This is a genomic window from Maridesulfovibrio salexigens DSM 2638, from assembly GCF_000023445.1.
Classification (GTDB): Bacteria; Desulfobacterota; Desulfovibrionia; order Desulfovibrionales; family Desulfovibrionaceae; genus Maridesulfovibrio; species Maridesulfovibrio salexigens.
In genome coordinates this window covers 511778-534775 of the sequence record NC_012881.1, presented here as the reverse complement: position 1 = coordinate 534775, position 22998 = coordinate 511778, and the positions used below count along the sequence as shown (strand labels likewise).

Annotated in this window: 24 protein-coding genes; 4 read left to right on the top strand and 20 right to left on the bottom strand. The window is 50.3% G+C overall.

The window, feature by feature from the left end; all coding sequences use genetic code 11:
* Window positions 1–64: 64 nt before the first annotated feature.
* Window positions 65–1279, bottom strand: a complete 1215-nt coding sequence (locus DESAL_RS02465) for a patatin-like phospholipase family protein (protein ID WP_015850375.1) — start codon at window positions 1277–1279, stop codon at window positions 65–67.
* Window positions 1280–1471: 192 nt separating this feature from the next.
* On the opposite strand from DESAL_RS02465, the gene DESAL_RS02460 reads away from it, so the two are divergent.
* The 4 genes from DESAL_RS02460 (at window position 1472) to larB (ending at window position 5837) form a co-directional block, all read left to right on the top strand.
* Window positions 1472–2671: an aldo/keto reductase gene (locus tag DESAL_RS02460; protein ID WP_015850374.1), complete on the top strand. Its 1200-nt coding sequence runs from the start codon at window positions 1472–1474 to the stop codon at window positions 2669–2671.
* 70 nt (window positions 2672–2741) lie between these two features.
* Complete coding sequence (larC, locus tag DESAL_RS02455) at window positions 2742–3995, top strand: nickel pincer cofactor biosynthesis protein LarC (RefSeq protein WP_015850373.1); 1254 nt, start codon at window positions 2742–2744, stop codon at window positions 3993–3995.
* A 73-nt stretch (window positions 3996–4068) separates the two neighbouring features.
* A complete protein-coding gene (gene larE / locus DESAL_RS02450; protein ID WP_015850372.1) occupies window positions 4069–4878 on the top strand; it encodes an ATP-dependent sacrificial sulfur transferase LarE in 810 nt (269 codons plus the stop codon).
* Window positions 4879–5084: 206 nt separating this feature from the next.
* A complete protein-coding gene (gene larB / locus DESAL_RS02445) occupies window positions 5085–5837 on the top strand; it encodes a nickel pincer cofactor biosynthesis protein LarB (RefSeq protein ID WP_015850371.1) in 753 nt (250 codons plus the stop codon).
* Here the strand turns inward: larB and DESAL_RS02440 are convergent.
* The 19 genes from DESAL_RS02440 to DESAL_RS20665 form a co-directional block, all read right to left on the bottom strand.
* Window positions 5824–6252: a EutP/PduV family microcompartment system protein gene (locus DESAL_RS02440; protein WP_015850370.1), complete on the bottom strand. Its 429-nt coding sequence runs from the start codon at window positions 6250–6252 to the stop codon at window positions 5824–5826. The two genes, larB and DESAL_RS02440, sit on opposite strands and share 14 nt — an antisense overlap.
* A 114-nt stretch (window positions 6253–6366) precedes the next feature.
* Window positions 6367–6720 carry a BMC domain-containing protein gene (locus DESAL_RS02435; protein WP_015850369.1) on the bottom strand — a complete coding sequence of 118 codons (354 nt, stop codon included), beginning with the start codon at window positions 6718–6720 and terminating at the stop codon, window positions 6367–6369.
* An 86-nt stretch (window positions 6721–6806) separates the two neighbouring features.
* The gene (locus DESAL_RS02430) at window positions 6807–7358 is read right to left on the bottom strand and encodes a BMC domain-containing protein (RefSeq protein WP_015850368.1); all 552 of its coding nucleotides are present in this window, start codon (window positions 7356–7358) and stop codon (window positions 6807–6809) included.
* A gap of 57 nt (window positions 7359–7415) precedes the next feature.
* On the bottom strand, window positions 7416–8741 hold the full coding sequence (locus DESAL_RS02425; protein WP_015850367.1) for a 4Fe-4S dicluster domain-containing protein: 1326 nt from the start codon (window positions 8739–8741) through the stop codon (window positions 7416–7418).
* A gap of 78 nt (window positions 8742–8819) precedes the next feature.
* On the bottom strand, window positions 8820–9929 hold the full coding sequence (locus tag DESAL_RS02420) for a 1-propanol dehydrogenase PduQ (protein WP_015850366.1): 1110 nt from the start codon (window positions 9927–9929) through the stop codon (window positions 8820–8822).
* 106 nt (window positions 9930–10035) lie between these two features.
* A complete protein-coding gene (locus tag DESAL_RS02415; RefSeq protein ID WP_015850365.1) occupies window positions 10036–10323 on the bottom strand; it encodes a BMC domain-containing protein in 288 nt (95 codons plus the stop codon).
* A gap of 27 nt (window positions 10324–10350) precedes the next feature.
* Window positions 10351–10695 carry a hypothetical protein gene (locus DESAL_RS02410; RefSeq protein WP_015850364.1) on the bottom strand — a complete coding sequence of 115 codons (345 nt, stop codon included), beginning with the start codon at window positions 10693–10695 and terminating at the stop codon, window positions 10351–10353.
* A gap of 2 nt (window positions 10696–10697) precedes the next feature.
* The gene (locus tag DESAL_RS02405; protein ID WP_015850363.1) at window positions 10698–11246 is read right to left on the bottom strand and encodes a BMC domain-containing protein; all 549 of its coding nucleotides are present in this window, start codon (window positions 11244–11246) and stop codon (window positions 10698–10700) included.
* Between the two features lie 5 nt (window positions 11247–11251).
* Entirely contained in the window at window positions 11252–11521 is a 270-nt protein-coding gene (locus DESAL_RS02400) for a EutN/CcmL family microcompartment protein (RefSeq protein ID WP_015850362.1), read from the bottom strand.
* 10 nt (window positions 11522–11531) lie between these two features.
* Complete coding sequence (locus tag DESAL_RS02395) at window positions 11532–12131, bottom strand: hypothetical protein (protein ID WP_015850361.1); 600 nt, start codon at window positions 12129–12131, stop codon at window positions 11532–11534.
* Between the two features lie 82 nt (window positions 12132–12213).
* A complete protein-coding gene (gene eutJ, locus DESAL_RS02390; protein ID WP_015850360.1) occupies window positions 12214–13029 on the bottom strand; it encodes an ethanolamine utilization protein EutJ in 816 nt (271 codons plus the stop codon).
* Between the two features lie 143 nt (window positions 13030–13172).
* Window positions 13173–13838, bottom strand: coding sequence for a phosphate propanoyltransferase (locus DESAL_RS02385; RefSeq protein ID WP_041721592.1), 666 nt, complete (start codon window positions 13836–13838; stop codon window positions 13173–13175).
* Window positions 13839–13996: 158 nt separating this feature from the next.
* Window positions 13997–14281 (bottom strand): ethanolamine utilization microcompartment protein EutM, encoded by a 285-nt coding sequence (eutM, locus tag DESAL_RS02380; protein ID WP_015850358.1) that lies wholly within the window; start codon window positions 14279–14281, stop codon window positions 13997–13999.
* 103 nt (window positions 14282–14384) lie between these two features.
* A complete protein-coding gene (locus DESAL_RS02375; RefSeq protein ID WP_015850357.1) occupies window positions 14385–15830 on the bottom strand; it encodes an acetaldehyde dehydrogenase (acetylating) in 1446 nt (481 codons plus the stop codon).
* 4 nt (window positions 15831–15834) lie between these two features.
* Window positions 15835–16500, bottom strand: coding sequence for a BMC domain-containing protein (locus DESAL_RS20635; protein ID WP_015850356.1), 666 nt, complete (start codon window positions 16498–16500; stop codon window positions 15835–15837).
* Window positions 16501–16530: 30 nt separating this feature from the next.
* Window positions 16531–17460, bottom strand: coding sequence for a choline TMA-lyase-activating enzyme (gene cutD, locus DESAL_RS02365; protein WP_015850355.1), 930 nt, complete (start codon window positions 17458–17460; stop codon window positions 16531–16533).
* A 67-nt stretch (window positions 17461–17527) separates the two neighbouring features.
* Window positions 17528–20074 carry a choline trimethylamine-lyase gene (gene cutC / locus DESAL_RS02360; RefSeq protein ID WP_015850354.1) on the bottom strand — a complete coding sequence of 849 codons (2547 nt, stop codon included), beginning with the start codon at window positions 20072–20074 and terminating at the stop codon, window positions 17528–17530.
* Between the two features lie 30 nt (window positions 20075–20104).
* Window positions 20105–21592: an aldehyde dehydrogenase family protein gene (locus DESAL_RS02355; RefSeq protein WP_015850353.1), complete on the bottom strand. Its 1488-nt coding sequence runs from the start codon at window positions 21590–21592 to the stop codon at window positions 20105–20107.
* 62 nt (window positions 21593–21654) lie between these two features.
* Window positions 21655–22269, bottom strand: coding sequence for a BMC-T shell protein (locus DESAL_RS20665; protein ID WP_015850352.1), 615 nt, complete (start codon window positions 22267–22269; stop codon window positions 21655–21657).
* Window positions 22270–22998 lie beyond the last annotated feature (729 nt).

Here is a 22998-nt window from a genome sequence, read left to right as displayed (position 1 = left end):
ATGGTTTCTATCTCTACCGATTAAATTTTTGTTTATATAATTAACTTTTAATGATTAATCCACATCATTTAATAATGATTTCAGCCGGAACTGCATCCGGACCCTTGCGAGCCGTGGTGGAAGGCGGTGCCGTATGCCACGGATTCGGTGCCTTAGCCATGTTATGACCGAGAACAAAAAGCTTGCTCATGTAGACCGGGCTGAAAAGCTCGTCCGACTTTTCATTGTAATCAGGAGGGATGAAAGTCAGCCTGAAATCAACTCCGTCACGCTCAGCAGTGTAATACATGCGATAAAGGTCGCCGATCCCCTGATTACGAATCAATCCGGCAAGGGAACGGGCCGCAATGCCGCCTATATACGGTTCAACCTGAACCCCTTCGGTAATCAAAGCATCGTTACGGATAATATACAGGGTGATTTTCCTTTTCTCGCCAATCTTTTCCAACTCCTCGGCAAGGTGAATACTGGGCGGATAGCAAAATACCTGATTGCTGACCCCGCCATCCACGTGCATTTCATCGTAAATATCATCCCCGGCTTTGACCTTGAAATAAACCGGAGGGAAAGCCACAGGCACTGAAGCCGAGGCAAGAATAACATCACGGATGAGCTGATCCGCTTCCGGTGTTCCGTACTGGGCCAACGCGCCAATATCCCAATAGACAGGACGCATGGCATCAAGGTTGGTGGTACCGATCAAAAGCCTGCGTCCCTTGCGATGCTCCACGGCAATTTTGGCTATGAAATCATGATTTACGAATTTCTTAAGTGCCTGCTTCAAAGGCTCAGTGCTATACACCGAGTCCCCGGAAATTGCAGAAACATAAGATCGCTCCAGCACAAGGTCACTTGTTTCAAAGGTGGTGTAGAACATTTCGATGAAAGGATCGTAATCCGGTCCCATGAAAGCAAAGGGAGCAATCAACGCCCCGGTACTGACCCCGGTAACCAGTCCGAAATTAGGACGATCACCGCGCTCGGTCCAACCGCAAAGGAATCCGGCCCCGAAAGCTCCGTCAGCGCCGCCACCGGAAAGTGACAAAAAACTGATTTCCTCCGGCAGCATATTTAACCGGCTCAATTCAGCCCATTGCTTCATAACCTTATTCATATGCTTCGGAGTTGTATCCCCGAAAAAACGAACCTGATCATAACCGGGCAAACTGGCCAGAGCCTGCATTTCCGCCGGGATGGGATTGCGCTTCAGTCCGCAACCGGCCAACAAAGCCAGCAAGAGGGAGAGAACAAGCAGCCTGCCAAAAAAGTTACTCTTCATATTTGAAAATTCCATATTTTTTTAATCAACCACTCATATATAAAACTTAAACAAAGACTACATCATCTTCAGACAAATATCTGATCACAACACATACCGTATGTGTATACTTACTCTGTTTAAATGTGCTGTCGGCAGACAGAACATAATTATGATTTAAAAAACCTGCAAATCAATAAAGGGAGAGATCACATGCTTTACCGTAAAGTACCTAAGACAGGAGAAGAATTATCAATCTTGGGCTTTGGTGCCATGCGCCTGCCCATGATCGATGACAATAATATTGATGAAGAACGCGCAATCGCCCAGATTCGTAATTGCATCGACAACGGAGTAAACTATGTGGATACCGCATGGCCCTACCACGGCGGTCAGAGTGAAGGACTTGTTGGCAAGGCACTCAAGGACGGATACCGCAAAAAAGTTTCCATTGCCGACAAGCTCCCCCAATACATTGTTGAATCCCGCGAACATATGGACGAGATTCTTAACGAGCAGCTGAGACGGCTTGATGTTGACTGTATCGACTATTACCTGATCCATGCAGTTGAAGGTAATTCATGGGACCGCTCAGTGGAACTGGGCATCAAGGACTTTCTGGATAAGGCCCTTGAATCCGGGAAAATCCGCTATGCAGGCTTTTCATTCCACGGTGTTCCCGAAGATTTCAAACGCATTGTGGATGATTACCCGTGGACCTTCTGCCAGATTCAGTACAATTTTCTGGACACTGAAAATCAGGCCGGAACCGCAGGACTTAAATACGCAGCATCCAAAGACCTCGCTGTCATGATCATGGAACCCCTGCGCGGGGGGAACCTCAGCGCTCCCACTCCCCCGGACGGAGTACAGGATATTTTTAACCAAGCCGAAACCAAACGTGCTCCGGTTGAATGGGCCCTGCGCTGGGTCTGGAACCATCCCGAAGTTACCGTGGTCCTTTCCGGCATGAACGAAGAGGAACACATCAAGCAGAACCTCACCATTGCCTCCAAAGCTGAAGCTAATTCCCTGACTGAAGGGGAACTTGCTATTGTGGACAAGGTCGCTGCAAGGTACAAGGAGCTCATGCAGGTCCCCTGCACCGGCTGCGCATACTGTATGCCTTGCCCCGCCGGAGTCAGGATTCCGGGTTGCTTTGAACTCTTCAACAGCACCCATATGTTCAAAGAAAAAGCTGAGTACTTTAAATTCCAGTACGCCGTCTTTTTCAGCAAAGAGATGGCGGGTGAGTCAGCATATGCATCCCAGTGCGTGGAATGCGGACAATGCGAAGAGCACTGTCCCCAGCACATTGCTATCCCCGAACAGCTTAAACGAGTCGTGGGTTACTTTGAGCAGGGAGACATGCAGGCCAAAGTAGACATGGTAGCGAACAAGCAGGAAAACTAATTACACTTATGCGGATTCCGGTCGTCCGGAATCCGCATAATATAACGGCCCCAGCCGGACCGGAATAATAATGAACATACTCTATTACGATTGTTTTTCAGGCATAAGCGGAGACATGAACCTCGCCGCCATGATTGATCTCGGCGTTTCTCCTGACTTCCTAATAACCGAACTTGCCAAACTCGGTATGGAAGATGAGTTCAGCCTCAAAATTTCACAGGATTCGCGCAAGGGCATTTTCGGTACCCGTGTAGATGTTGAGCTGGCTCACCAGCATGAACATCATCATGATCATGGACACCACCATCACGGACATGGACATCATCATGACCACACCCACGATCACCACCATCACCACGAACACCGAAACCTGAAAGACATCGAAGAGCTTATTAATTCCAGCGACCTCAACGACAAAGTCAAAGCGACCAGCCTAGCAATTTTCAAACGGGTTGCAAAAGCCGAGGCCAAGATTCACGGCAGCACCATTTACGAGGTTCATTTCCACGAAGTAGGTGCCACTGATTCCATAGTAGATATTGTCGGCGCGGCAATCTGTTTCCATGAACTGGAAATCGACCAGGTCTGGTGTTCTTCCATTGAACTGGGTGGTGGATTCGTCAACTGCGCCCACGGTAAAATGCCCGTACCAGCCCCGGCGACCTCTGAAATTCTCGCCGGATTGCCCACAACTCAAGGCGCTGTTCAGCAGGAAACCACCACTCCCACCGGAGCGGCTATACTCGCTGAATTTATCAACAATTTTTCTGATTCGCCGCGTATGACTGTTCTGAAAACAGCATACGGCATAGGGCACCGGGACAACGAAATTCCCAACGTGCTGCGCGTGCAGCTTGCCAATATCGAGCAGCAGGTTTCTTCCTTGCCGACGGTCCCATCGAGACTGCTGCAATGCAACATCGACGACATGACCGGGGAAATGCTCGGTGCAGCCCTAGATCAGCTTATGGAAGACGGAGCTATGGATGTACATTTCACTTCTATCGTCATGAAAAAGAACCGGCCAGCCACCACCCTTTCACTGCTCTGTTCCGCAGAGGATGAAGACAAGTTTAAACGGCTGATTTTCAAGCACACCAGCACCTTGGGGATCAAGAGTATTGCTATTGAAAAAACAGTGCTCGACATTTCATTCGACAAACTCGAAACCCCGCTCGGAACAGTAACCATGAAGAATGCCATTTTAGATGGTGAGGTGATTCGCTCCAAGCCGGAACTTGAAGATTGTCGCGCTTTAGCCAAGCAACATGGCATTCCTCTAAGTGAGGTTTACTTACAGATCGGCAAAGTAAGAGAGATTTGATTCGCTATTTTGATTGAACTGATTATGCCTCCGGCGGCTTAAAACCTTTTATTAGTTTTCATTGGTTACTTTGATGGACAGACTTGCCTTAAAATATAAGACGCTGCTTGGAATTCTCGCTGAGACCGGCGGGGCGGTCATCGCTTTTTCCGGTGGTGTGGACAGTACTCTGCTGCTCCATACAGCAAAAGAAGCTCTTGGAGACAAAGCCATAGCAGCTTCCATATCCACTCCCTATGTTCCGCAATGGGAGCAAGGTGAGGCCAAGGAATTTGCGGAACAGATGGAAGTAAAACATGTTGTAGTAGATATGGGTTTTCCTGAAGAACTGCGCATGAATCCCCCGGAGCACTGCTATACCTGCAAGAATATTCTGTTCAGCAAGCTGCTTGAAATTGCGCAGGAGAATGACATTGAACACGTCCTTGAAGGAACCAATATCGATGATCTCAGTGACTACCGTCCCGGCATAAAGGCCCTTCGAGAACTTGAAATCCGCAGCCCTTTTGTGGAAGCGGAGCTGACCAAGCAGGAGATCCGCGATATTTCCCGCAGGTTCAACCTGCCCACATGGAACAAACCATCTTTCGCCTGCCTGCTCTCACGCATGCCTGTTGATGTGGAGGTAACAGACCTGGCATTGCAACAGGTAGAACAGGCCGAAGTCTTTCTCATGAAAATAGGCTTCCCTGCCGTGCGGGTACGTCATCACGGTGAAGTTGCCCGCATCGAAGTCCCGGCAGATAAAATCCAAGATGTCATTAATGCCAATGAAATCCATGGAATCAACAATAAGCTAAAAGAATTTGGATATCGCCATGTGACTCTCGATCTGGGCGGCTACAAAATGGGCAGCTTAAATAAAAACAGCAAAATAAATTAAAAGTTTTTGGGATTCTTGAACCCTTTTTTCACAAATCTGCAGGAAAGCAGATTTGGACGTTGCCTGAAAAGGCAACACCCCGCAAGGGGGAGCCCCAGGACGGGGCGAATCAAAAGGGTTTAAGCCGCCGGAGGCGAAATCTTTCATCCAAAAGCGCGAAGCGCATCGAGCCTTACGCTCCTGCGAGACCGCCGGAGGCCTTTAATATGACCAACGATAATCTTAAAAATATATTGAACGCTGTCAAAGACGGCAGCATGGATGTGGATCAGGGCATGGAAAAGCTACGCGACCTGCCGTATCAGGACATTGGACACACCAAGATCGACCATCACCGCAGCTTACGCAACGGCTTCCCGGAAGTAATCTACGGCGCGGGCAAAACCCCGCAACAGGTCGGCGATATTTTTGAACATATGTGCGGACGCAACAACGTGCTGGCAACGCGCGTTTCCCCGGAAACTGCCGAACACGTAACTGCCCGCTTCCCGCATGTGGAATACAATGAGACAGCCAACACCCTGACCTGTAAAAACAAGAAAATCGAGTATAACAGCGGCACGGTCGGCATCATTACCGCCGGAACATCCGATCTTGATGTAGCAGAAGAAGCGCTGGTAACCTGCGACATGCTTGGCAGCCGTGCGACCATAATCTCCGACATAGGAGTAGCCGGAATTCATCGCATGCTTGATCGCATTGATGAAATCCGTAAGTTTTCGGTATTGATTGTAATTGCGGGAATGGAAGGAGCTCTTTCCAGCGTAATCGGCGGACTGGTGGAACAACCCATCATCGCAGTGCCGACCTCAGTAGGCTACGGGGCCAATTTCTCAGGCCTGTCCGCCCTGCTGGGCATGCTCACTTCCTGCGCCAGCGGAGTGACAGTAGTTAATATTGATAACGGATTCGGTGCGGCCTGCGCAGCCTGCAAAATTAATAAGGCTATTGATCGGTAAGGATAGAAAGAATTGATTCAATCCCCTCACCAGTAACAGAACTGGTGCGGATGATTTGCTTTGCTCCGGCCTGCTTCAAGAAACGTTCAGCCAGATCGGGATCGGCATTGGGTGCGTCAACCTTGGAGACAAGGCCGATGACCTTGCGGTTGAACATGGAAGTAAAAAGAGGCGGAAAAAGACTGGTCCGGCGGGTGGCATCCTGAACAATTGCCAAGACTTTGCAGTCGGCGGAAGAAGTAATCAGTGCGTGGTAGAACCAGCTGTTTTCGAGGAATTCACCGGGGGTATTAATGAACGGACCGAAGTGTTCAACGGCCATGGCCCGGCGCGGGGAATAGGATTCGCCTGACAGGGCTTTGATAAGCGAGCTTTTGCCGGAGCGGGTCTCGCCCACGAACATGGTTTTTTTCATAGAATGCCTTCGGCGACCCTGCCGGGGGCCTTAAACCCTTTTCCAAAAGGGTTTAAGAATCCCAAAATGTTTTATTAAGCTTTGCCATCTCTTATCCAAAGCCTCTTCTTAATTTTAGGATCTAGTCAACTCAACAGAAGAATAATGCAAGGTGCCTTCGAAGTAATCGAGTACGGCGCGAAGAGAAGCTTCCACGCTGGCTACATCTCCCAGAATCAGCAGAGAACCGCCGAAACGGTCCAAAAATCCGATCTCAACAGAAGCGGCTTTAGTGGCGACATCGGACGCAATGATCACGCCCTCACTGGGGGTGATGGTCATGATGCCGATAGCTCCGGCAGAGTTATCATCCAGACCGAGCTTGAGATAAATATCGCGGTGCGGGCTGGCAATAAGATGGGCAAGGGTAACCTGCTTACCGGGAACGTATTCCTGAATAATGCGTTGTTTGTTTTCGTTGTCCATCATAATCAAACTCCTTTTAAAAAAACCGGCACGTGCTGAAGTGGAAAGGCACGTGCCGGTAAGATGACATGTGTTCCAGTGTTAATACACTAGATCAACTGTGCTTTAATCTCTTCGCTGGGGGAAGGAATTACTACATGGCTATGAACCGGGCCGCCGTCGCCGACGCCTTCGATTCCTGCTTCAACAGAAGCTTTAACAGAACCTACGTCACCGGTCATGGTTACATAGGCTTTACCACCGAGACCAGCAGCCATACGAACTTCGATCAGGCTAACGTTAGCAGCCTTTGCTGCGGCATCGGCAGCAAGGATACAGGATGCGATGGTGTAAGTTTCAATTACGCCCAGTGCATTGATGCGAGGTACGATGGAAGTACCGCTCAGTGCAGGGATAACATCAGCGTGGATGCTGGGGATGGTGAAGTGGTCAACAATCATGTCGCCGCCGATTTCACAACCGACTTCAACGGAGCTTTTAACAGCGCCGGTGTCACCGCAAATAACTACAATATATCTGCCCGGACATGTGGGGCGGGCCATAACCAGCTCGACAGATGCTGCTTTAAGCATTTCATCTGCGGTGTGTATGCCGAGGGCAACGCTGTTCAGTTCTACACAACCGATAGTACGTAAATCCATTTTATATCTCCTTTTGGAAGGGGATGCGCAAAGCGCTTTAGCAGGATACCCTGCTAATTATTTCTTGATAACCACTACGCCGTTTTCAACGCTTTCGACTGTTCCGTCGATGCTGGCGTGAACCCTTGCACCCATTGCGCCTTCGGGAATTTCACCGATCAGGTCGCCACAGCTTACCTTATCTCCTGCGGAGACAACACACTGCGCAGGAGCACCGATGTGCTGACCAAGGCGGATGTTGACCACGGAGGGAGTGTACTCGCCAGCGTATTCAGGATGACCGTCATACTTGGAAAGATTCAGGCGCTGAATCAGACGCTTGGTCGGGATAGCCCTGCTTTCGCGGAACGGGTTGGTTTTAAGCTCATTCCCCTTGGATTCCCAAGTCACGCGTTCCTTCATGAGGATCTGCTTAATCTGGGCGTTTACCTCACGAGGAGAAATCATCATGGGGCAGGAGAATTTTTCACAGATGCCACATTCGGAGCAAAGCAGTGCTTCTTTAGCGGCTTCGGTATTCAGCTCATTGTTGGCGATTACACGCATCAGTTTGTGGGGATGCAGGGAATGACCAAGCAGGTTACGCGGGCAAAGGTCGGTGCAGCGGGAACACTGACAGCAGACAGTGTTGGTGATGCGGCGGATCTTTTCGGGATCCATAACCTTGCCTGCTACCACGTTGTGGTTCGGGGGCAGAACCAGAAGGCCACTGGTAGTCTTGGTTACCGGCTGATTGGTGTCGGGGAGAACCCGACCCATCATGGGACCGCCGTCTACAACTTTGTAGTCGGAAATAGTCGGTCCGCCTGCGAACTCAAGCACGTCGGAAACAAGAGTTCCCACGGGAACTTTAACAACCATGGGGTTCTTGATTTCCCCGGCAACGGTCAGGTAGCGGTGAGTTACCGGCTTACCGTCCATTGCCAGTGCAACGTTGAACAGGGACTCGGTGTTACTTACAACAGCGCCCACCTGAAGGGGGATACCGCGTTCAGGGACAGTACGACCCAGAACTTCGTAAACCAGTACCTGCTCATCACCGGCAGGATAAAAATCTTTAAGTACGAAACATTCGAGGCGACCGGAACCGTCACGGGCAACAGCTTCCTGAACAGCTTTAACTGCCTTGGCGTGTTTACCCTTAAGACAGATAATACCTTTCTTGGCACCGGTGCAGTCCATAATCGCTTCAAGGCCGCGGATCATGGTATCTACTTCAGCTTCCATGAGGTAGGGGTCGCTCATAAGCAGCGGTTCACAGGAAGCACCGTTCACCAGAACGGTATCTACGTTTGCCTCGGCCTTAACGTGAGTCGGGAGGCCAGCACCACCGGCACCGACAACACCTGTTTCACGAATAATATCAACTATATTTGCAGCCATTTGATAATTCCTTCCGATTTACCTCCGACAGATCAGCCCCTAACGGCTGACCTGCCGGATTTGTTCAAAATAGCTATCTTACCAAGCCTTCAGCAGAAGCTCTTTCACATCATCACGTGAAGGGTTTCTGGGGTTGCTACCAGTGCAGATATCATCAAGCACGTTGCGGGCAATGGTATTCAGGCTGGTTTTAAAAACACTTTCATCAATCTTCAATGAACCGACATTGTTGGGAATGCCCATGGACTCGTTAAGTTCCATGACCGCATCGATGAGGGAACGGGTTCCTTCTTCGACAGTTTCTGCGGGCAGTTCCAGCATGGTGGCAATTTCGTGGTAGCGGATGCCCACATCAAAGCTGTTGAACTTGATTGCGTGAGGCAGAACTACTGCGTTTGCCAGTCCGTGCGGCACATGAAAAATACCGCCAAGAGAGTGGGCGATGGAATGGGTGATACCCAGTCCGCTGTTGTTGAAAGCCATACCTGCCATGCAGGAACCGAGAAGCATGTTCTCACGTGCTTCCATATCATCACCGTTTATGTAGGCCCGCTTGAGATACTTGAATACGTAACTGATGGCGTATCTTGCATAGATAGAAGTAAAAGCGTTGGCCTCACGGGAAGTGTATGCCTCAATAGCGTGGGTCAGCACGTCCATTCCTGTTGCAGCAGTTACATGCGGCGGCAGGGAACGGGTGAAACGGGCATCGAGGATAGCCATATCCGGGATGAGCATTTCATCGTTAAGAGGAATCTTGACCTCGTTTACCTTGTCGGTGACCACAGCATAGCTGGTAACTTCAGCCCCGGTACCACTGGTGGTGGGAATAGCGACCAGTGTCGGTTTGACCTTTCCTTCAAGAGCCTTCCCAGCGAAAAAGGAGATAGCCTTGGCCGCATCAATGGGAGAACCACCGCCGAGAGCGATGATCAGGTCGGCTTGGTTTTTAAGGAAAATCTGTGCTCCCTTGGTAACTGTCTCAAGGGAAGGATCGGGTTCAACCTCATCGAAGATGATGAAGGGAATCCCTTTACGGTCAAGATGGGTGCGGACCCGGTCAACAAAACCGGTCTTTACCATGAATGAATCGGTAACAATAAAAGCCCGCGTTGCCGGGATAGTCTCCAGATTGTCCAGAGCATCTTCGCCATAGCAGATCTTTGTTTTGCCGTAGAACTGTGTCACCCTTTTCTCCAATAAATCAAAATGTCAGGGTTAAAATCTATTCAGCTTGAAATTTGTATAGGGGCGCAGGTGTGAGGGGTGAGGGGTGCCTGCGCCCCTTATGTCCTTACTTTACAGCGCATTTGGGAAGAATAACTTCCACTTCGCTGTGAGGACGGGGTATCACGTGTACGCTGCGCAGTTCACCTACGCGTTCAGCAGCTGCTGCACCAGCATCTACTGCTGCTTTAACAGCACCAACGTCACCGCGAACCATTACGGTTACGAGACCGCCGCCGACCTGTTCACGGCCAACGAGAGTTACGTTTGCTGCTTTAACCATAGCATCGGCTGCTTCTACAGAACCGACGAGGCCTCTGGTTTCTACCATTCCGAGAGCGTTGAGAGATGACATAATTTTCTCCTCTTAAAATACTAAACTTTAAATATTTCCTTTAACGGCATCAGCAAGCTTGAAGCTCATTTCCTTGAGCTGTGCAAGATCGGTGATTCCGTATTCTTCCTTCAGCAGCACCGCGATGCCCATAACCAGTTCTTCACAACCGTTACAAACTTCTTTGGTGCAGTCAGGGTTACCGCATCCGGCGCTACCGGATTCGGCAACAGCTGCTGCGGCGTCTTCCACACGGACAATTTTGATCTTTCTCTTGCGGAGCTCGTCTTTGGCACCGGGAGTCAAAAGAATGTTGTTGTCTACGTAGAATGTGTCACTGTCCGGGCAAATAAATGAATCAAGGTTGCCCGCTTCGATAAGTTTCTTTTTCATCTTTACCTCGTTCCCCTTACTAAGGCCTTTACGACCGAGGCGTCGGGTCCGGGGATGACGACCGCCTCAACAAGATTGTTGCCCAAAGCGGCGGATGCTGCATCTGCGGCTTCCTGAACCGCAGCAACATCGCCACTCATAACGAAATATGATTTGCCGTTAATGCCCTGCCCTGCGACAAAACGGGCCAGCTCGATACCGGAACGCTTAACCGCCACATCCGCTGCCATTACGCCGGTGGAAACGTTGCGGCACTCGATGACTCCAATGGACTGGACATCAGCAAGAGCTACAGGGCTTTTCAGCACTGCAGCCACTTCCGGTGAAAGGCTGGAAATAACAAAGCTGGCCTTGACCTTACCTTGGTCAGCGTCCGCAGCATCAACACTTGCAGAAACAGCAGAGCGTTCACCGGAAACAAAAATCAGATACCTGCCGGAGCAAATAGTAGAAGCGCGGACAAGTTCCACGTCCGCAGCTTTCATCATTGCATCTGCTATGCGCACTCCGGCAGCGATGCTGAAAACTTCAACTATACCCAGCGTATCCATAATAATTAGACCTGTGCCTGCACTTCATCGATGATAGCCACGATGGATGCATCAACCGGAGCTTCATGGTTACGCAGAGCCATGCGAGCAGAACTTCCGGTAGTTACCAGAACCTGCTCACCGATGCCCGCACCAACGCAGTCAACTGCGACGAAAACTTCATCGCTGCCCTTTTCTTCGATATCGAGCCGCTGAACAACCATCAGCTTCTCCCCGCTCAATTCATCCTTTTTGCGGGTGGCCCAAACATTGCCGACAACTTTACAGATGATCATAAAACAATCCTTAGAGGGTCTTGCTGATGTTGATGTTCAGTTCCTTGGCTGCTTCTTCGGCAAGGGGGGTGACCATTGCCGCGGGCAGTACCACTAACTCTTTAGCACCCTGCGCCGCCGCACCACTGACCACCTTTTCGGTGATCAGTGATTCCCTGACTTTCAGGGACTCGGGCGCCTTGGGTTGAAATCTTTTCATGCCGAAACCCTGAAGGGTCTTCTCATGCTGCTGGTAAAGAGCATACAGAGGACCGGGAGCGGTCTGGCTGTACTCTTCGTAACCGAAGGAAAGCACTTCCACAGTGTGTCCGAGCAGCATCTGGCGAAGAACCTCAGTCATAATCTTACCGTGAGCCTTGCCAACGGCCAGATCAGACATTTCGCAAACGCAAAGGGAAGGCACAATGTATCGGCTGAATTCCGCGCAGGGAGCTTCTTCGCCGAAGAAGTAGTATTCGTATTCATCGCCGAAGCTGTTACGTACTTTCTCAGCCACAAGGCAGTCACGCTCAGCCAGAACCAGAGCACAAGCTTTATTGGATTCAGGCTTGAGCTGTTTCAGCACTTCTGTTGCGATGGATTGAACTAATTCATTGATGTCTATTGACATATCGATGCCTCCGGCGGCTCTCCGAGGGCTTAAACCCTTTTCCAAAAGGGTTTGCCTCTTCGTAAGAGAAGCTCTGCTTAACTTAACAATTCAGGGCGATGCCCAGCGGGGTTACGAGAAACGGGTTGGCCGGTTTGTAGACCGGGATACCCACTTCTTTTTCCACCACTTTTTCCATATCCTTGAGGCAGCAGGTACCGCCGACAAGGTATATGGCTGAAATATCGCGATCCTTAATGTGAGCTTTAACGATGGTGCCCATTTTCTGGATCACCGGACGAACGACAGGTAGGATCTCATCCTGACGTTCCTTGACCTTCTTAAGGTCTTCAGCTTCTTCAAAGCAGACCTTGAAGCTGCCGGACAGAACCAGAGTCACATGGGTTCCGCCGGTGGGTTCGTCAGCTACGTAAACAACTTTGCCATCTTCCAGTACGGAGAGACCGGTAGTGCCGCCTCCGATATCAACGATGACGCCGTTTTCAAGTCCGAGCACTGCGTTGGCTGCTGTGGGCTCGTCCAGAATGGCAGTGACTTCAAGTCCTGCTCCTTCCACCACATACTGATGAGTAGAGCAGTCCTTCTTACCTGTTCCCGGAGGAACTGCGATGGCAGCGCGCTCCAGCTTGCGACCCAATCTTTCTTCAAGCTCGCCCACCAGCTTACGGGTGATGCGGGTAGCGCCCATGTAATCAACAACCAGACCGTCCTTGATGACCCGGGCGAATTCCATGGCACAAGCCACAGGTTGCTTCTTGCTGTTCAGGACCACTACCACGATATACGCAGTACCGAGGTCCACACCCACCAGAAGTTCTTCGTCAGGACTGACAGGAACGGTGTTCTCAATGCAGCTCTCAAGGTCGCTGATCTGCTGGTCAATTGCTGAAAAATCCATGTGCTGATTCTCTTCCCCGCACGCCTGAAACTAGGGGCGAAGCCAAACTAAAAGTTTTTGGGATTCTTAAGCCCTTTTTTCAAAAAGGGCTTAAGCCGCCGGAGGCGAAATCTTTCTATCAAAGCGCAGAGCGCCTCGAATCCCTATCTTACAATCTTACCGGTTACAGACTTGTTCCAGCCTGCGCTGTTGCCTTCATCGGGATCGATGTGCATAGCCAGCTTGAACTCGGGGTGAACGCGGCAAACCACGTCTTCAAGAATAACCGGGCGATCGCTTTCGAGACGTACGCTTACGCGGTCGTTATCTTTCACGCCGAACTTGTCACTGTCTTCAGGAGACATGTGAATATGACGAGCTGCCACGATAACGCCTTCTTCGAGACCGACAATTCCGGTCTGAGAAGCGAGGATGATACCGGGGGTACCGGCAACATCACCGGACTGGCGAACCGGAGCTTTGATACCGAGGGTACGCGCTTCAGTATTGGAAATTTCTACCTGTGAAGCGGAACGTGCAGGTCCAAGTACAGCGACGTTGTCCATGACACCTTTGGGGCCGATGAGACGTACGCGCTCTTCACAGAGGTACTGACCGGGCTGGGAAAGTTCACGAACCGGGGTCAGAGGTTTACCGAAAAGCTCAAGGGCGTCCTGCTCGCTGAGGTGAACGTGGCGGGCGGAAAGTTCTACGGGAATGGGTTCGCATGCACCGGTAGATACGGAAACACGCGGAGCTTCGGTCTTCAACTGCTCGATTACGCCTTTGATGACCCCTTCCATGATATTATTGATGGCTTGTTCGTTCATGCTCATTTCTATGTGAAAAATATTTAGCGTTCTGATCAGGTATCGCGCTTAGCGCGGTACGGCCCTTTTTATTACGGCCGGGGAAGGTGATTCTATGCGGGCAGAACCGCCCTCCCCGGCCCTGATACCACAGATAAATCTGCGGTATTCAAGCTTAATTAACCTTCAGCTTTAGGAAGGATGATTTCAACTTCGCCGTGGGGGCGGGGGATAACGTGTACGCTGATGAGTTCACCAACGTTCTGTGCAGCAGCTGCGCCAGCGTCGGTTGCTGCTTTAACAGCACCAACATCGCCACGAACCATAACGGTTACGAGACCGCCGCCAACCTGAGTCTTACCGACCAGAGTTACGTTTGCTGCTTTTACCATTGCGTCAGCTGCTTCTACTGCGCCAACGAGACCTTTGGTTTCAATCATACCCAGTGCGTTCAATGAGGACATTTTAGTTCTCCTTTAAATTGATTTATCGGCCCCTTAAGGAGCCACCCTCTATTCCCTATGCGGGAATCGCTTTTTATTTAGAGCGGGAAGTTTTTACTTCCGGCTATACCATCTGCTTAAGCTGCTCTACGATCATGGAAGTGATTGCCTGAACATCGATGGAATCGGTACCGGATGCCTGAGCCGCAGGAGCGGATTCGCAGCAGGTGTTACCGAGATCGTAAGCAAGTCTTCTCACGTTCATCAGGTTGAGCGGAGTTACGTTATCGGAAGTGGAGCTTCCGCCTACAGTACCGCAACCAAGGGTAAAGGAGGGGAAGAGAGAGGTAGAGAGGCCCACAGCACCGTGAGTGGACGGGGTGTTAACCAGCATTCTGGAAACAGGCTTCTTCATACCGAATTCACGGATAACTTCTTCATTCTTGGAGTGGATGGACAGGGAGTGACCGATACCGCCGTTTTCCAGCAGTGCGTGACACATCTCGCAAGCACCTTTCCAATCTTCAACAACGTAGAAACCGAGCAGCGCGGTAAGTTTTTCCTTGGAGAAAGGATACTTTGCGCCAACACCTTTTTCGTCAGAAACGAGCAGGCGGGTTCCTGCGGGCACGGAAATTCCGGCCAGCTTTGCAATGTAGCAGGCATCGCGGCCTACGATTGCGGGGTTCATGGAACCGTTGCCGCGTTCCATAACCGCTTTAACCTTGGTCAGGTCTTCGCCGTAGAGGAAGTAACCACCCTGAGCGATAACTTCAGCTTTAACCTGCTCACAAATGCAGGACTCAGTGATGATGGACTGTTCAGATGCGCAGACAGTACCGTTATCAAAGGTCTTACTTGCAAAAATCTTGGTGACCGCATCTTTGATGTCTGCGGATCTTTCAATGTAGGAAGGTACGTTACCAGCACCTACACCGAGAGCGGGGGTACCGGAGCTGTACGCAGCCTTGACCATGCCCGGACCACCGGTCGCGAGAATGAGGTCGGCAACTTTCATGAGCTCGCCGCTACCCTGAATGGTAGGAATGCTCATTACGCTGACCAGATCTTCACATACGCCGCAGTCGTGGAGTACGGAACGGATCATCTCAACGGTTTTACCAATGCATTTCTTTGCGCTGGGGTGCGGGGTGAAAACAATGGCGTTCCCGGACTTCAGGGAGATCATGGACTTGTAGATAGTCGTAGACGTGGGGTTGGTGGAGGGGATGATCCCTGCGATAACACCCATGGGTACGGCGATCTCGACAACCTTCTTTTCCTTGTCGTCGCAAAGCACACCGATAGTTTTCATATCCTTGATTGCTTCGAAAAGGTTTTTACTTGCAAGAATGTTCTTGGTTTTCTTGTCTTGAACCTTACCGAAACCGGTCTCTTCAACAGCAAGCGCTGCAAGGGATTCCGCCTGTGCGTATGCTGCTTCGGAAATAGCCTTTACAATCGCGTCAACCTTTTCCTGACCCATTTCCGCCAGCTCTGCCTGAGCTTTCTTAGCGGCACGAACCAGTGAACGGGCTTCTTGAATGGACAATAAATCCTTGTCTACCATTGGATTACTCCTCTATCTGCCTGGTAACATTTATAATCGCGTCAATAAGGGTTTTCTTGGTGGCTTTTTTGACCTCTTCGTTGGTCAGGGAAATACCTTCCAAGCTTCTGGCAATCTGCCGAACCTTACTGATTTTCATTTTCCTGAGTTCCGCGGGCTTGAACTGCGGGGCTGCTTCCTTTGCCTTGGGGGTTTTAGGGGCAACTTCCTCAGTCTTCGGTGCGGACTCCTGCACTGCCGGAGCTTCGATTTCCTCTTTCAGAACCTCAGGTTCTGTTTTCGGAGCTTCTTCTACTTCGACTTTCTCTTCCGCGGGAGCAGGCTGAGCCTGCCCTTCCGCAGAAGCGGGAGATTGTGCTACTTCCCGTGAAATTTCTTTTGCTGCCGCAACCGGAGCGCTGGTTGCGATAATCTTGCTGATGTCATCATAAGGACGAGCAATCACATGATGTGAAACCAGCTCCGCGCCTTCGATACGGCTGATGGCGGCAGTGCCTGCTTCAACAGAAGCCTGTACCGCAGAGACTTCACCGCTGACACTGATGGTCACCAGCCCGCCGCCGGAAATATTCTTTTCCAGCAGGGTCACTGCAGCGGCTTTGAGCATGGCATCAGCGCCTTCAATGGCAGCCAGCAGCCCTTTTGTTTCAATGAATCCAAGTGCATCCATAAATCTGTTCTCCCTTGTCATTGATTTGGACTAGTGTCTGACCACTGAGACCGGAAAATTGTATTTGGTGATAGCCTGCTCAATGCGTTCAAGATCGGCATTGCTCAGTTTGGGGTCACCTTCCACCGGGTATTCCCAGCCGAGCTGAGTGTATTTGTTCACACCCATCTTGTGGTAGGGAAGCAGGTCCACCCCTTTGAAATTTTTGAGATCCTTATAAGGCTTAAGCAGCTCAACCAGCTGAAGGATTTCTTCTTCGCCGTCGTTAACACCCTTGAGCATGGGCATCCTGATCTTGACGTTGTATCTGTTATCAAGAAGCCAGATCAGGTTCTGGAGGATCATCTCATTACGCACACCGGTAATTTCACGGTGGCGTTCGGAATTCATATGTTTGACGTCAAAGAGAAAGAGATCCACGAAAGGTGCAACCTTCTCAATTACTTCAGGACGGGCATAGCCACAGGTTTCAATGGCTGTATTGATACCGCGCTGCTTACAGGTCTGGAGAAGGCTTGCCGCAGCTACAGGCTGGGACAGGACTTCACCGCCGCCGAGAGTTACGCCGCCGCCGGAAGTTTCATAAAACGGGCGGTCTTCTTCGATGATCTCGACCAGTTCGGAAATGGTCTTTGTTTCGCCAACGATTGCCAGTGCAGATTGCAGACAGGCGTGCTCACATTTGCGGCAGCCGATACACTCAGCATCGCGGTCGATGAAATGTTTTCCTGCGGCGGCAATCTTGTGCACGCCTGCGGGACAGACGGAGACACAGGCTCCGCAATTTATACACTGATCCTTTTTGAAAAGGACCTGGAATTTTTTATACTGTCCCTCGGGATTCGAGCACCATTCACAGCGCAGGGGGCAACCCTGGAAGAATACGAGAGTTCTCACTCCCGGACCGTCGTGCATATTGTATTTCTGTACGTTGAATATCTGTGCTTTTCTTTCAATCACGGTACTGTTCTCTTGCTGTGTTGTTACTTCAAATCCCGAGGGACTTTAATTCAATCAGTAATGGATCTTAGATCTCATTCATCATGGTACGGCTGATGATCTCATCCTGTACGTCTTTGCAGAGCTCTACGAAGAATGCAGAGTAACCAGCTACGCGTACAACGAGGTCACGGTACTTCTCGGGGTGCTTCTGAGCATCGAGAAGAGTTGCGTTATCAAGGTAGTTGAACTGCATTTCACCGTTACCCAGAGCACTTGCAGTACGCAGCAGGGTAATGATGGAGTTTTCACCTTCGGGAGTGTCGAGCAGTCCGGACATGATCTTGAAGTTGTGAACCATACCGATGTTCATCAGATCGTTAGCCATCTTGGAAACGGACTTGATAACCGCGGTGGGTCCTTTGTAGTCCGCACCCTGGGTCGGGCTGATACCATCGGAAAGAGGCATCCATGCGTCACGACCGTTGGCGGAAGCGCCGAGGAGCTGACCGAACGGGGTGTTGTTGGAGATGGACAGGGTACCGTGGCTGAGTACGGAGTACAGGGTCTTGTACTTGCGGTGCTCAGTTTCGGTGAAGTGAACGAGATCAGCAGCGATCATGTCGGCGTAGTCATCGTCGTTGCCGTACTTGGGTGCTGCAAGGCAGTCAGCCTTGATCTGGTCGTAACCCTTGAATTCAGCAACGAGAGCTTCGTTCATCTGAGCGAGGGTGTACTTCTTGTCATCGTAAACCAGCTTTTTAATGGCGGCCATGGAGTCGGCGTATGTGGCGAGACCGGACCAGACAACGCCGGGACCGAAGTTGTACATGGCGCCGCCGGAGGCTACGTCAAGACCGGACTCCATGGTGCCTTCGTACATAAGGGACATGAGGGGTTTAGGAGCATGATCCCTATGAACGCGCTGGGAAATAACGGTTGCAACGCTGGTCCATTTGGTAATGTACTTGATCATTTCCTTAACGGCAGCTTCGAATTTCTCGTAGGTGTCGTAATTTTCCAGAGGACCAAAGTCCGGGCAAACCTGTTTGCCGTACCAGAGGGGCACACCGTGGTTCATGACCAGCTCGATGCAGATAGGCCACTGGGTGTAAGCGGTAGAAGTCCACTGGTAGAGACGACCTGCTTTCTGGGGTTCAACACAACCCATCAGGCAGTAGTCACGAGCATCTTCCATGGATACACCTTTAGCGAGCATCATCTTGATGTGAGCATCGTCAAAGTGAACTGCGGGGAAGCCCATACCGGAGCGGATAACTTCAACAATCTTCTTCAGGTACGCGTGAGGAGATTTGTTGTGAACACGGGTAGCCAGAGAAGGCTGGTAGATCTTAACGTGACGTACTGCATCCATGAGCAGGTAGGTCAGGTCGTTGGTTGCATCGTAACCTTCGCGGGTAACACCACCTACGCACATGTTTACGAAAGGCTGGTAACCGGCGAAGAACTTGGATGCATCTTCACTGGTGATCCACATCATTTCGGACATCTTGATGAGCATACAACCGGCGAGGTCGAAAGCTTCATACTCAGTCAGGCGGCCTGCTTCGAGGTCAGCCTTGAAGTAGGGGTACATGTACTGGTCAACACGGCCGATGGACATACCGGTCTGGTTTTCTTCAACAACCAGCAGGGACTCAACAGTCCATACTGCCTGAATAGCTTCCCAGAAGGTTTCGGGCTTGTGAGCAGGTACGCGAGCGTTAACTTCAGAAATCTTGAGCAGTTCAGCCTTACGCTTAGGATCGGTTTCCTGAGCGGCTTTCTGTGCTGCGTATTCGGACAGGCGCTTGGCGTAGATCATTACACCTTCTGCAGTGTCGATTACGGACTTGTAGAAGTAAATTTTATCGATATCTTCGGGGTTCTCGTAGTCGAGTTCCTCGAGGTGTGCTTCCGCTTCGGCTTTGATGTCGAGCATGCCTTTTTTCATCAGGATGACATCGTAACCGGGGTTGGAGTCACCACCACCGTTTACAGCGTGGTAAGAGCAGTCGGAAACATAGGATTCACCGGAGAGTTCCCAGAGACCAGCTTCGCGATACTGAGCTTCGCAGTATTCGTCGATGGACTTGTCTGCCCAGAAGGGGAAGAGCTCTTCCTTCATGTATTTCTTGTCTTCTTCAGAAATGTAGAAGGGGTCCTGAGGACGGGAGCCGATGGTTTCCAGTTCGTCTTTCATCCAGCGCCATGCGATTTCAGGAGAGAAAGAACCGCGACGAGGTGCACCGGTGGGGTTACCTACGATGAGTTCGTGATCCTGAATTACCAGGGGAGCCTGCTCGCAGCTTGCACGGAAGCTTTTACCGCGCAGGATTGCCGGAGGAAGACCGGGGTTTGCTTTAGCCATTTCAGTCATCACGCGAGCGGACTCAACGCTGACAGAAGGAACCTGCTTGAGGAAGTTCTCTTTCAGTTTAACGTGACGATCGGTAGGACCATTGGGGATACCCTTGGTCTCAGTGCAGGAGACTGCGGCTGCAGGCTGTTCTGCCTTCTCTTTGAATACCTCTGCGGATACGCCTTCGAAAATTTTCTTCAGCGATGCCCGTTCGGTATCGGTAAGGTTTTTGGTAGCTTCAGCAAGCTTGTTGGAAAAACTTTGAAGATCCACTGTATTTCCTCCGTTTAATGGATTTGATTCTTAGCGATCCGCAGGATCATCTATGGCTTCAATGGCCTTTTGCAGGATCTGTTGAATCACCTGCACCATATTGGAATCGTTATCTTTAACTTTATATTGACCGCCTGCCTGACCGGACTGTCCCAGCACCTCTTCAGCACGTCTCACACCGCAACCAACCTTCCTGATGTAGATAAGGTTCATGGGAGAAACGTTGTCGGAAGTGATTCCGAATCCGGCAGAAGAACTGCCCAGAGTCATTGAGGGGAACAGATTGGTAGTAGCACCCATGCCACCGAAAGCAGCCGGAGTGTTGACCAGAAGTCGGCCAACAGGCTTCTTCAGAGCGAACTGGAGAATCACATCCTCATCTGCGGAGTGAATAACCAGAGTGTGTGCGTTCCTTTCATGAAGCAGCAACTCGATGCACTTTTCACATGCGTGCATCCAATCGTCTTCCACATAAAGGGCCAGTACAGGGGAAAGAAATTCTCTGTAGTAGGGGTCGGTGTCGGAAACATATTTGCGTTCCGCCACCAGAACGGTGGTATTTTCGGGAATGGTGAACCCGGCTCTACGGGCAAGCACCTGTGCGGACTGTCCAGCCATGCCTTTCCTGCGCTGTCCATCGGGCGCGATGAACAGTTCGGCCAGAGCTTCGGCCTCACTCTCGGACATGAAGTATGCCCCGCAAGAATTAAGGGACTGGCGCACGTTCTCGGCAACACAGGAATCGACAACGATGGATTGCTCCGCTGAGGGAGCAATCCCGTTATCAAAAGTCTTGCTGGCAATGATATCTTTAACTGCCTGCCCAATGTCGGCAGTACGTTCGATAAATGCCGGACCGTTGCCGGTTCCCCCGTAAATGACCGGTTTGCCTGTTTTCTGGGCATACTGAATCATCCCGGGAACTCCGGTAACCATGACCAGCGAAACATTTCTGTGATTCATAAGTTCACAGGTTCCGCTTTTGGTGACTGTTTCCAGATAGGAAAGACAGCCTTCAGGAAGACCGCAGGATTCTCCGGCCTTGATCATAATATCCAGAACCCGGCCGATACTTTTCACAGCACCGGGATGGGGGGAAAAAATAACACCGTTTCCAGATTTGATTGCAATCAGGGTATTATAGACCGTGGTTGAAACCGGCCCAGTCACTGGACAGAGAGCTGCGATAACTCCGACAGGAACACCGATGTCAGTAATCTTTTTCTGGGAGTCCTCTTTGATAACCCCCACACAGCGCATACCGCGCAATTCCTTACGGACCTGATTACAGACGAAGCGGTTCTTGACCAGCTTATCCTGCCATTTGCCGCCGTCAGTCTCTTCATGAGACATGATCGCAAGCTCTTCGGCATGCTCCTCAACCGCATCCGCAATATGCTCGACGATTTCATCAAGCTTTTCCTGCGGAAAGGTTGCCAGCTCTTTCTGTGCCTCGTGGGCATTCTCTGCCAGAATTCTGGCCTGCTGGATGGAGAGCAAATCGTTATCAACAATCATCGCTTACCCCTTTACCTGTGACTGAAACGTTACTTAATACCCTGCATTAACCATTGCTTCGCTTAGGGAAGCAGGTTGTCAATTGCGTAGATCTTGGTGATCTGTTCCAGATCGCGATGGGGTGTAGGGATAACCAGAGAAGCGTAAACTTCAGCTTCCATATTTTCCACAGCTTTTACGCCAGCTTCAACAGCTGCCTGACATGCTGCAACATCACCCTGAACCAGTACGGAAATGTATCCGGAAGCAACGTTCTCGTAACCGATGAGTTCAACATCTGCTGCTTTCATCATAGCGTCTGCCGCTTCAAGTACGTAAACAATGCCGAATGTTTCAATCAGACCCATTGCCCGCGGACGGGGGCCGGAGTAATCGGTGTCCGTGGTCTCCACACCATGAACTGACACGATATCGCCGACGCCGCGAATGGGGCGGGGCATAACGTTCTGAGCAGTGAGCTTGCCGATTTCCGCTGCAGTTGCGGCACCCGCTTCCACGGAAGCCTTTACTGCGGCAACATCACCCTTAACCATAACGGCTACAAGGGTAGACCCGATGTTTTCATAACCAACGAGTTTAACATCTGCTGTTTTGAGCATCTGGTCCGCGCCGCCGATGGACGGAACCATTCCGAGAGTTTCGATAAGCCCGAGGGCCTCTTCGCCTTGGTATCTCATGTAATCTCCATTGAGCTGGTATTAAAGTTCATAACCATGACTTATGACTTTTGACGGATGCTTATCTTAAGAATCCACCTTTTCCACATCCTGAACACAGACTAGCCCCTGACCTAAGGGGGAAGGTCAACAGAGATTTCACAAAATTAGCAACTTTTCTTGTAATAATTTGAAATTAATGATTTTTTATCGATGACATTTTCGTCACGACAAAAATTACATGATTCTGAAAATCAACGACTTTATTATCGCAATACCTCGTCCTGATTTTATTTCTCACCAAAAAACAATTGGATTGAACCAGTATTCAGTCTTTCATCAAAAACACGACAAATAGTGTTAGCTTGTAATGCAAAAAAATATATTTTCATACTGAACGCCAAACACAAATCGTAACACGATTGTAACCCTTAAAACTTGCGCCACTACGATAACTGATTATATTGGTAGGTAATATGGGATTTTTATTTTCTTTTTTCTAAGCAAAAACAATAAGGCGCTGATTTAACAGACTTTTACTTCTCTTTACCTATCTCTCTATCTGCATTATCAGGCTCATTTTAAGTCTAATCAAAAAAACCTCGTTGACCTTCCCCTTAAGGGAAAGGATATAAATTTAAGAACTAGGACCTTCCCGTTAGGGGAAGGATGTTTTTTCCCTGCTATGTGGAAGCGAATTCATAGACCAGTGACGAAAATGCAGGGATCGAGGGTGTGAATTTCAGATTA

Bases quoted from the DNA above. Each gene is read 5' to 3' on its own strand.
- eutJ (WP_015850360.1), bottom strand. From the start codon at position 13,029: ATGGATTTTTCAGCAATTGACCAGCAGATCAGCGACCTTGAGAGCTGC.
- DESAL_RS02460 (WP_015850374.1), top strand. From the start codon at position 1,472: ATGCTTTACCGTAAAGTACCTAAGACAGGAGAAGAATTATCAATCTTG.
- DESAL_RS02415 (WP_015850365.1), bottom strand. From the start codon at position 10,323: ATGTCATCTCTCAACGCTCTCGGAATGGTAGAAACCAGAGGCCTCGTC.
- larE (WP_015850372.1), top strand. From the start codon at position 4,069: ATGGACAGACTTGCCTTAAAATATAAGACGCTGCTTGGAATTCTCGCT.
- DESAL_RS02400 (WP_015850362.1), bottom strand. From the start codon at position 11,521: ATGATCATCTGTAAAGTTGTCGGCAATGTTTGGGCCACCCGCAAAAAG.
- DESAL_RS02385 (WP_041721592.1), bottom strand. From the start codon at position 13,838: ATGAACGAACAAGCCATCAATAATATCATGGAAGGGGTCATCAAAGGC.
- DESAL_RS02465 (WP_015850375.1), bottom strand. From the start codon at position 1,279: ATGAAGAGTAACTTTTTTGGCAGGCTGCTTGTTCTCTCCCTCTTGCTG.
- DESAL_RS20635 (WP_015850356.1), bottom strand. From the start codon at position 16,500: ATGGATGCACTTGGATTCATTGAAACAAAAGGGCTGCTGGCTGCCATT.
- DESAL_RS02410 (WP_015850364.1), bottom strand. From the start codon at position 10,695: ATGAAAAAGAAACTTATCGAAGCGGGCAACCTTGATTCATTTATTTGC.
- eutM (WP_015850358.1), bottom strand. From the start codon at position 14,281: ATGTCCTCATTGAACGCACTGGGTATGATTGAAACCAAAGGTCTCGTT.
- DESAL_RS02430 (WP_015850368.1), bottom strand. From the start codon at position 7,358: ATGGATTTACGTACTATCGGTTGTGTAGAACTGAACAGCGTTGCCCTC.
- DESAL_RS02355 (WP_015850353.1), bottom strand. From the start codon at position 21,592: ATGATTGTTGATAACGATTTGCTCTCCATCCAGCAGGCCAGAATTCTG.
- larC (WP_015850373.1), top strand. From the start codon at position 2,742: ATGAACATACTCTATTACGATTGTTTTTCAGGCATAAGCGGAGACATG.
- DESAL_RS02440 (WP_015850370.1), bottom strand. From the start codon at position 6,252: ATGAAAAAAACCATGTTCGTGGGCGAGACCCGCTCCGGCAAAAGCTCG.
- DESAL_RS02395 (WP_015850361.1), bottom strand. From the start codon at position 12,131: ATGTCAATAGACATCAATGAATTAGTTCAATCCATCGCAACAGAAGTG.
- DESAL_RS02405 (WP_015850363.1), bottom strand. From the start codon at position 11,246: ATGGATACGCTGGGTATAGTTGAAGTTTTCAGCATCGCTGCCGGAGTG.
- DESAL_RS20665 (WP_015850352.1), bottom strand. From the start codon at position 22,269: ATGAGATACCAAGGCGAAGAGGCCCTCGGGCTTATCGAAACTCTCGGA.
- DESAL_RS02375 (WP_015850357.1), bottom strand. From the start codon at position 15,830: ATGGTAGACAAGGATTTATTGTCCATTCAAGAAGCCCGTTCACTGGTT.
- DESAL_RS02425 (WP_015850367.1), bottom strand. From the start codon at position 8,741: ATGGCTGCAAATATAGTTGATATTATTCGTGAAACAGGTGTTGTCGGT.
- larB (WP_015850371.1), top strand. From the start codon at position 5,085: ATGACCAACGATAATCTTAAAAATATATTGAACGCTGTCAAAGACGGC.
- DESAL_RS02435 (WP_015850369.1), bottom strand. From the start codon at position 6,720: ATGATGGACAACGAAAACAAACAACGCATTATTCAGGAATACGTTCCC.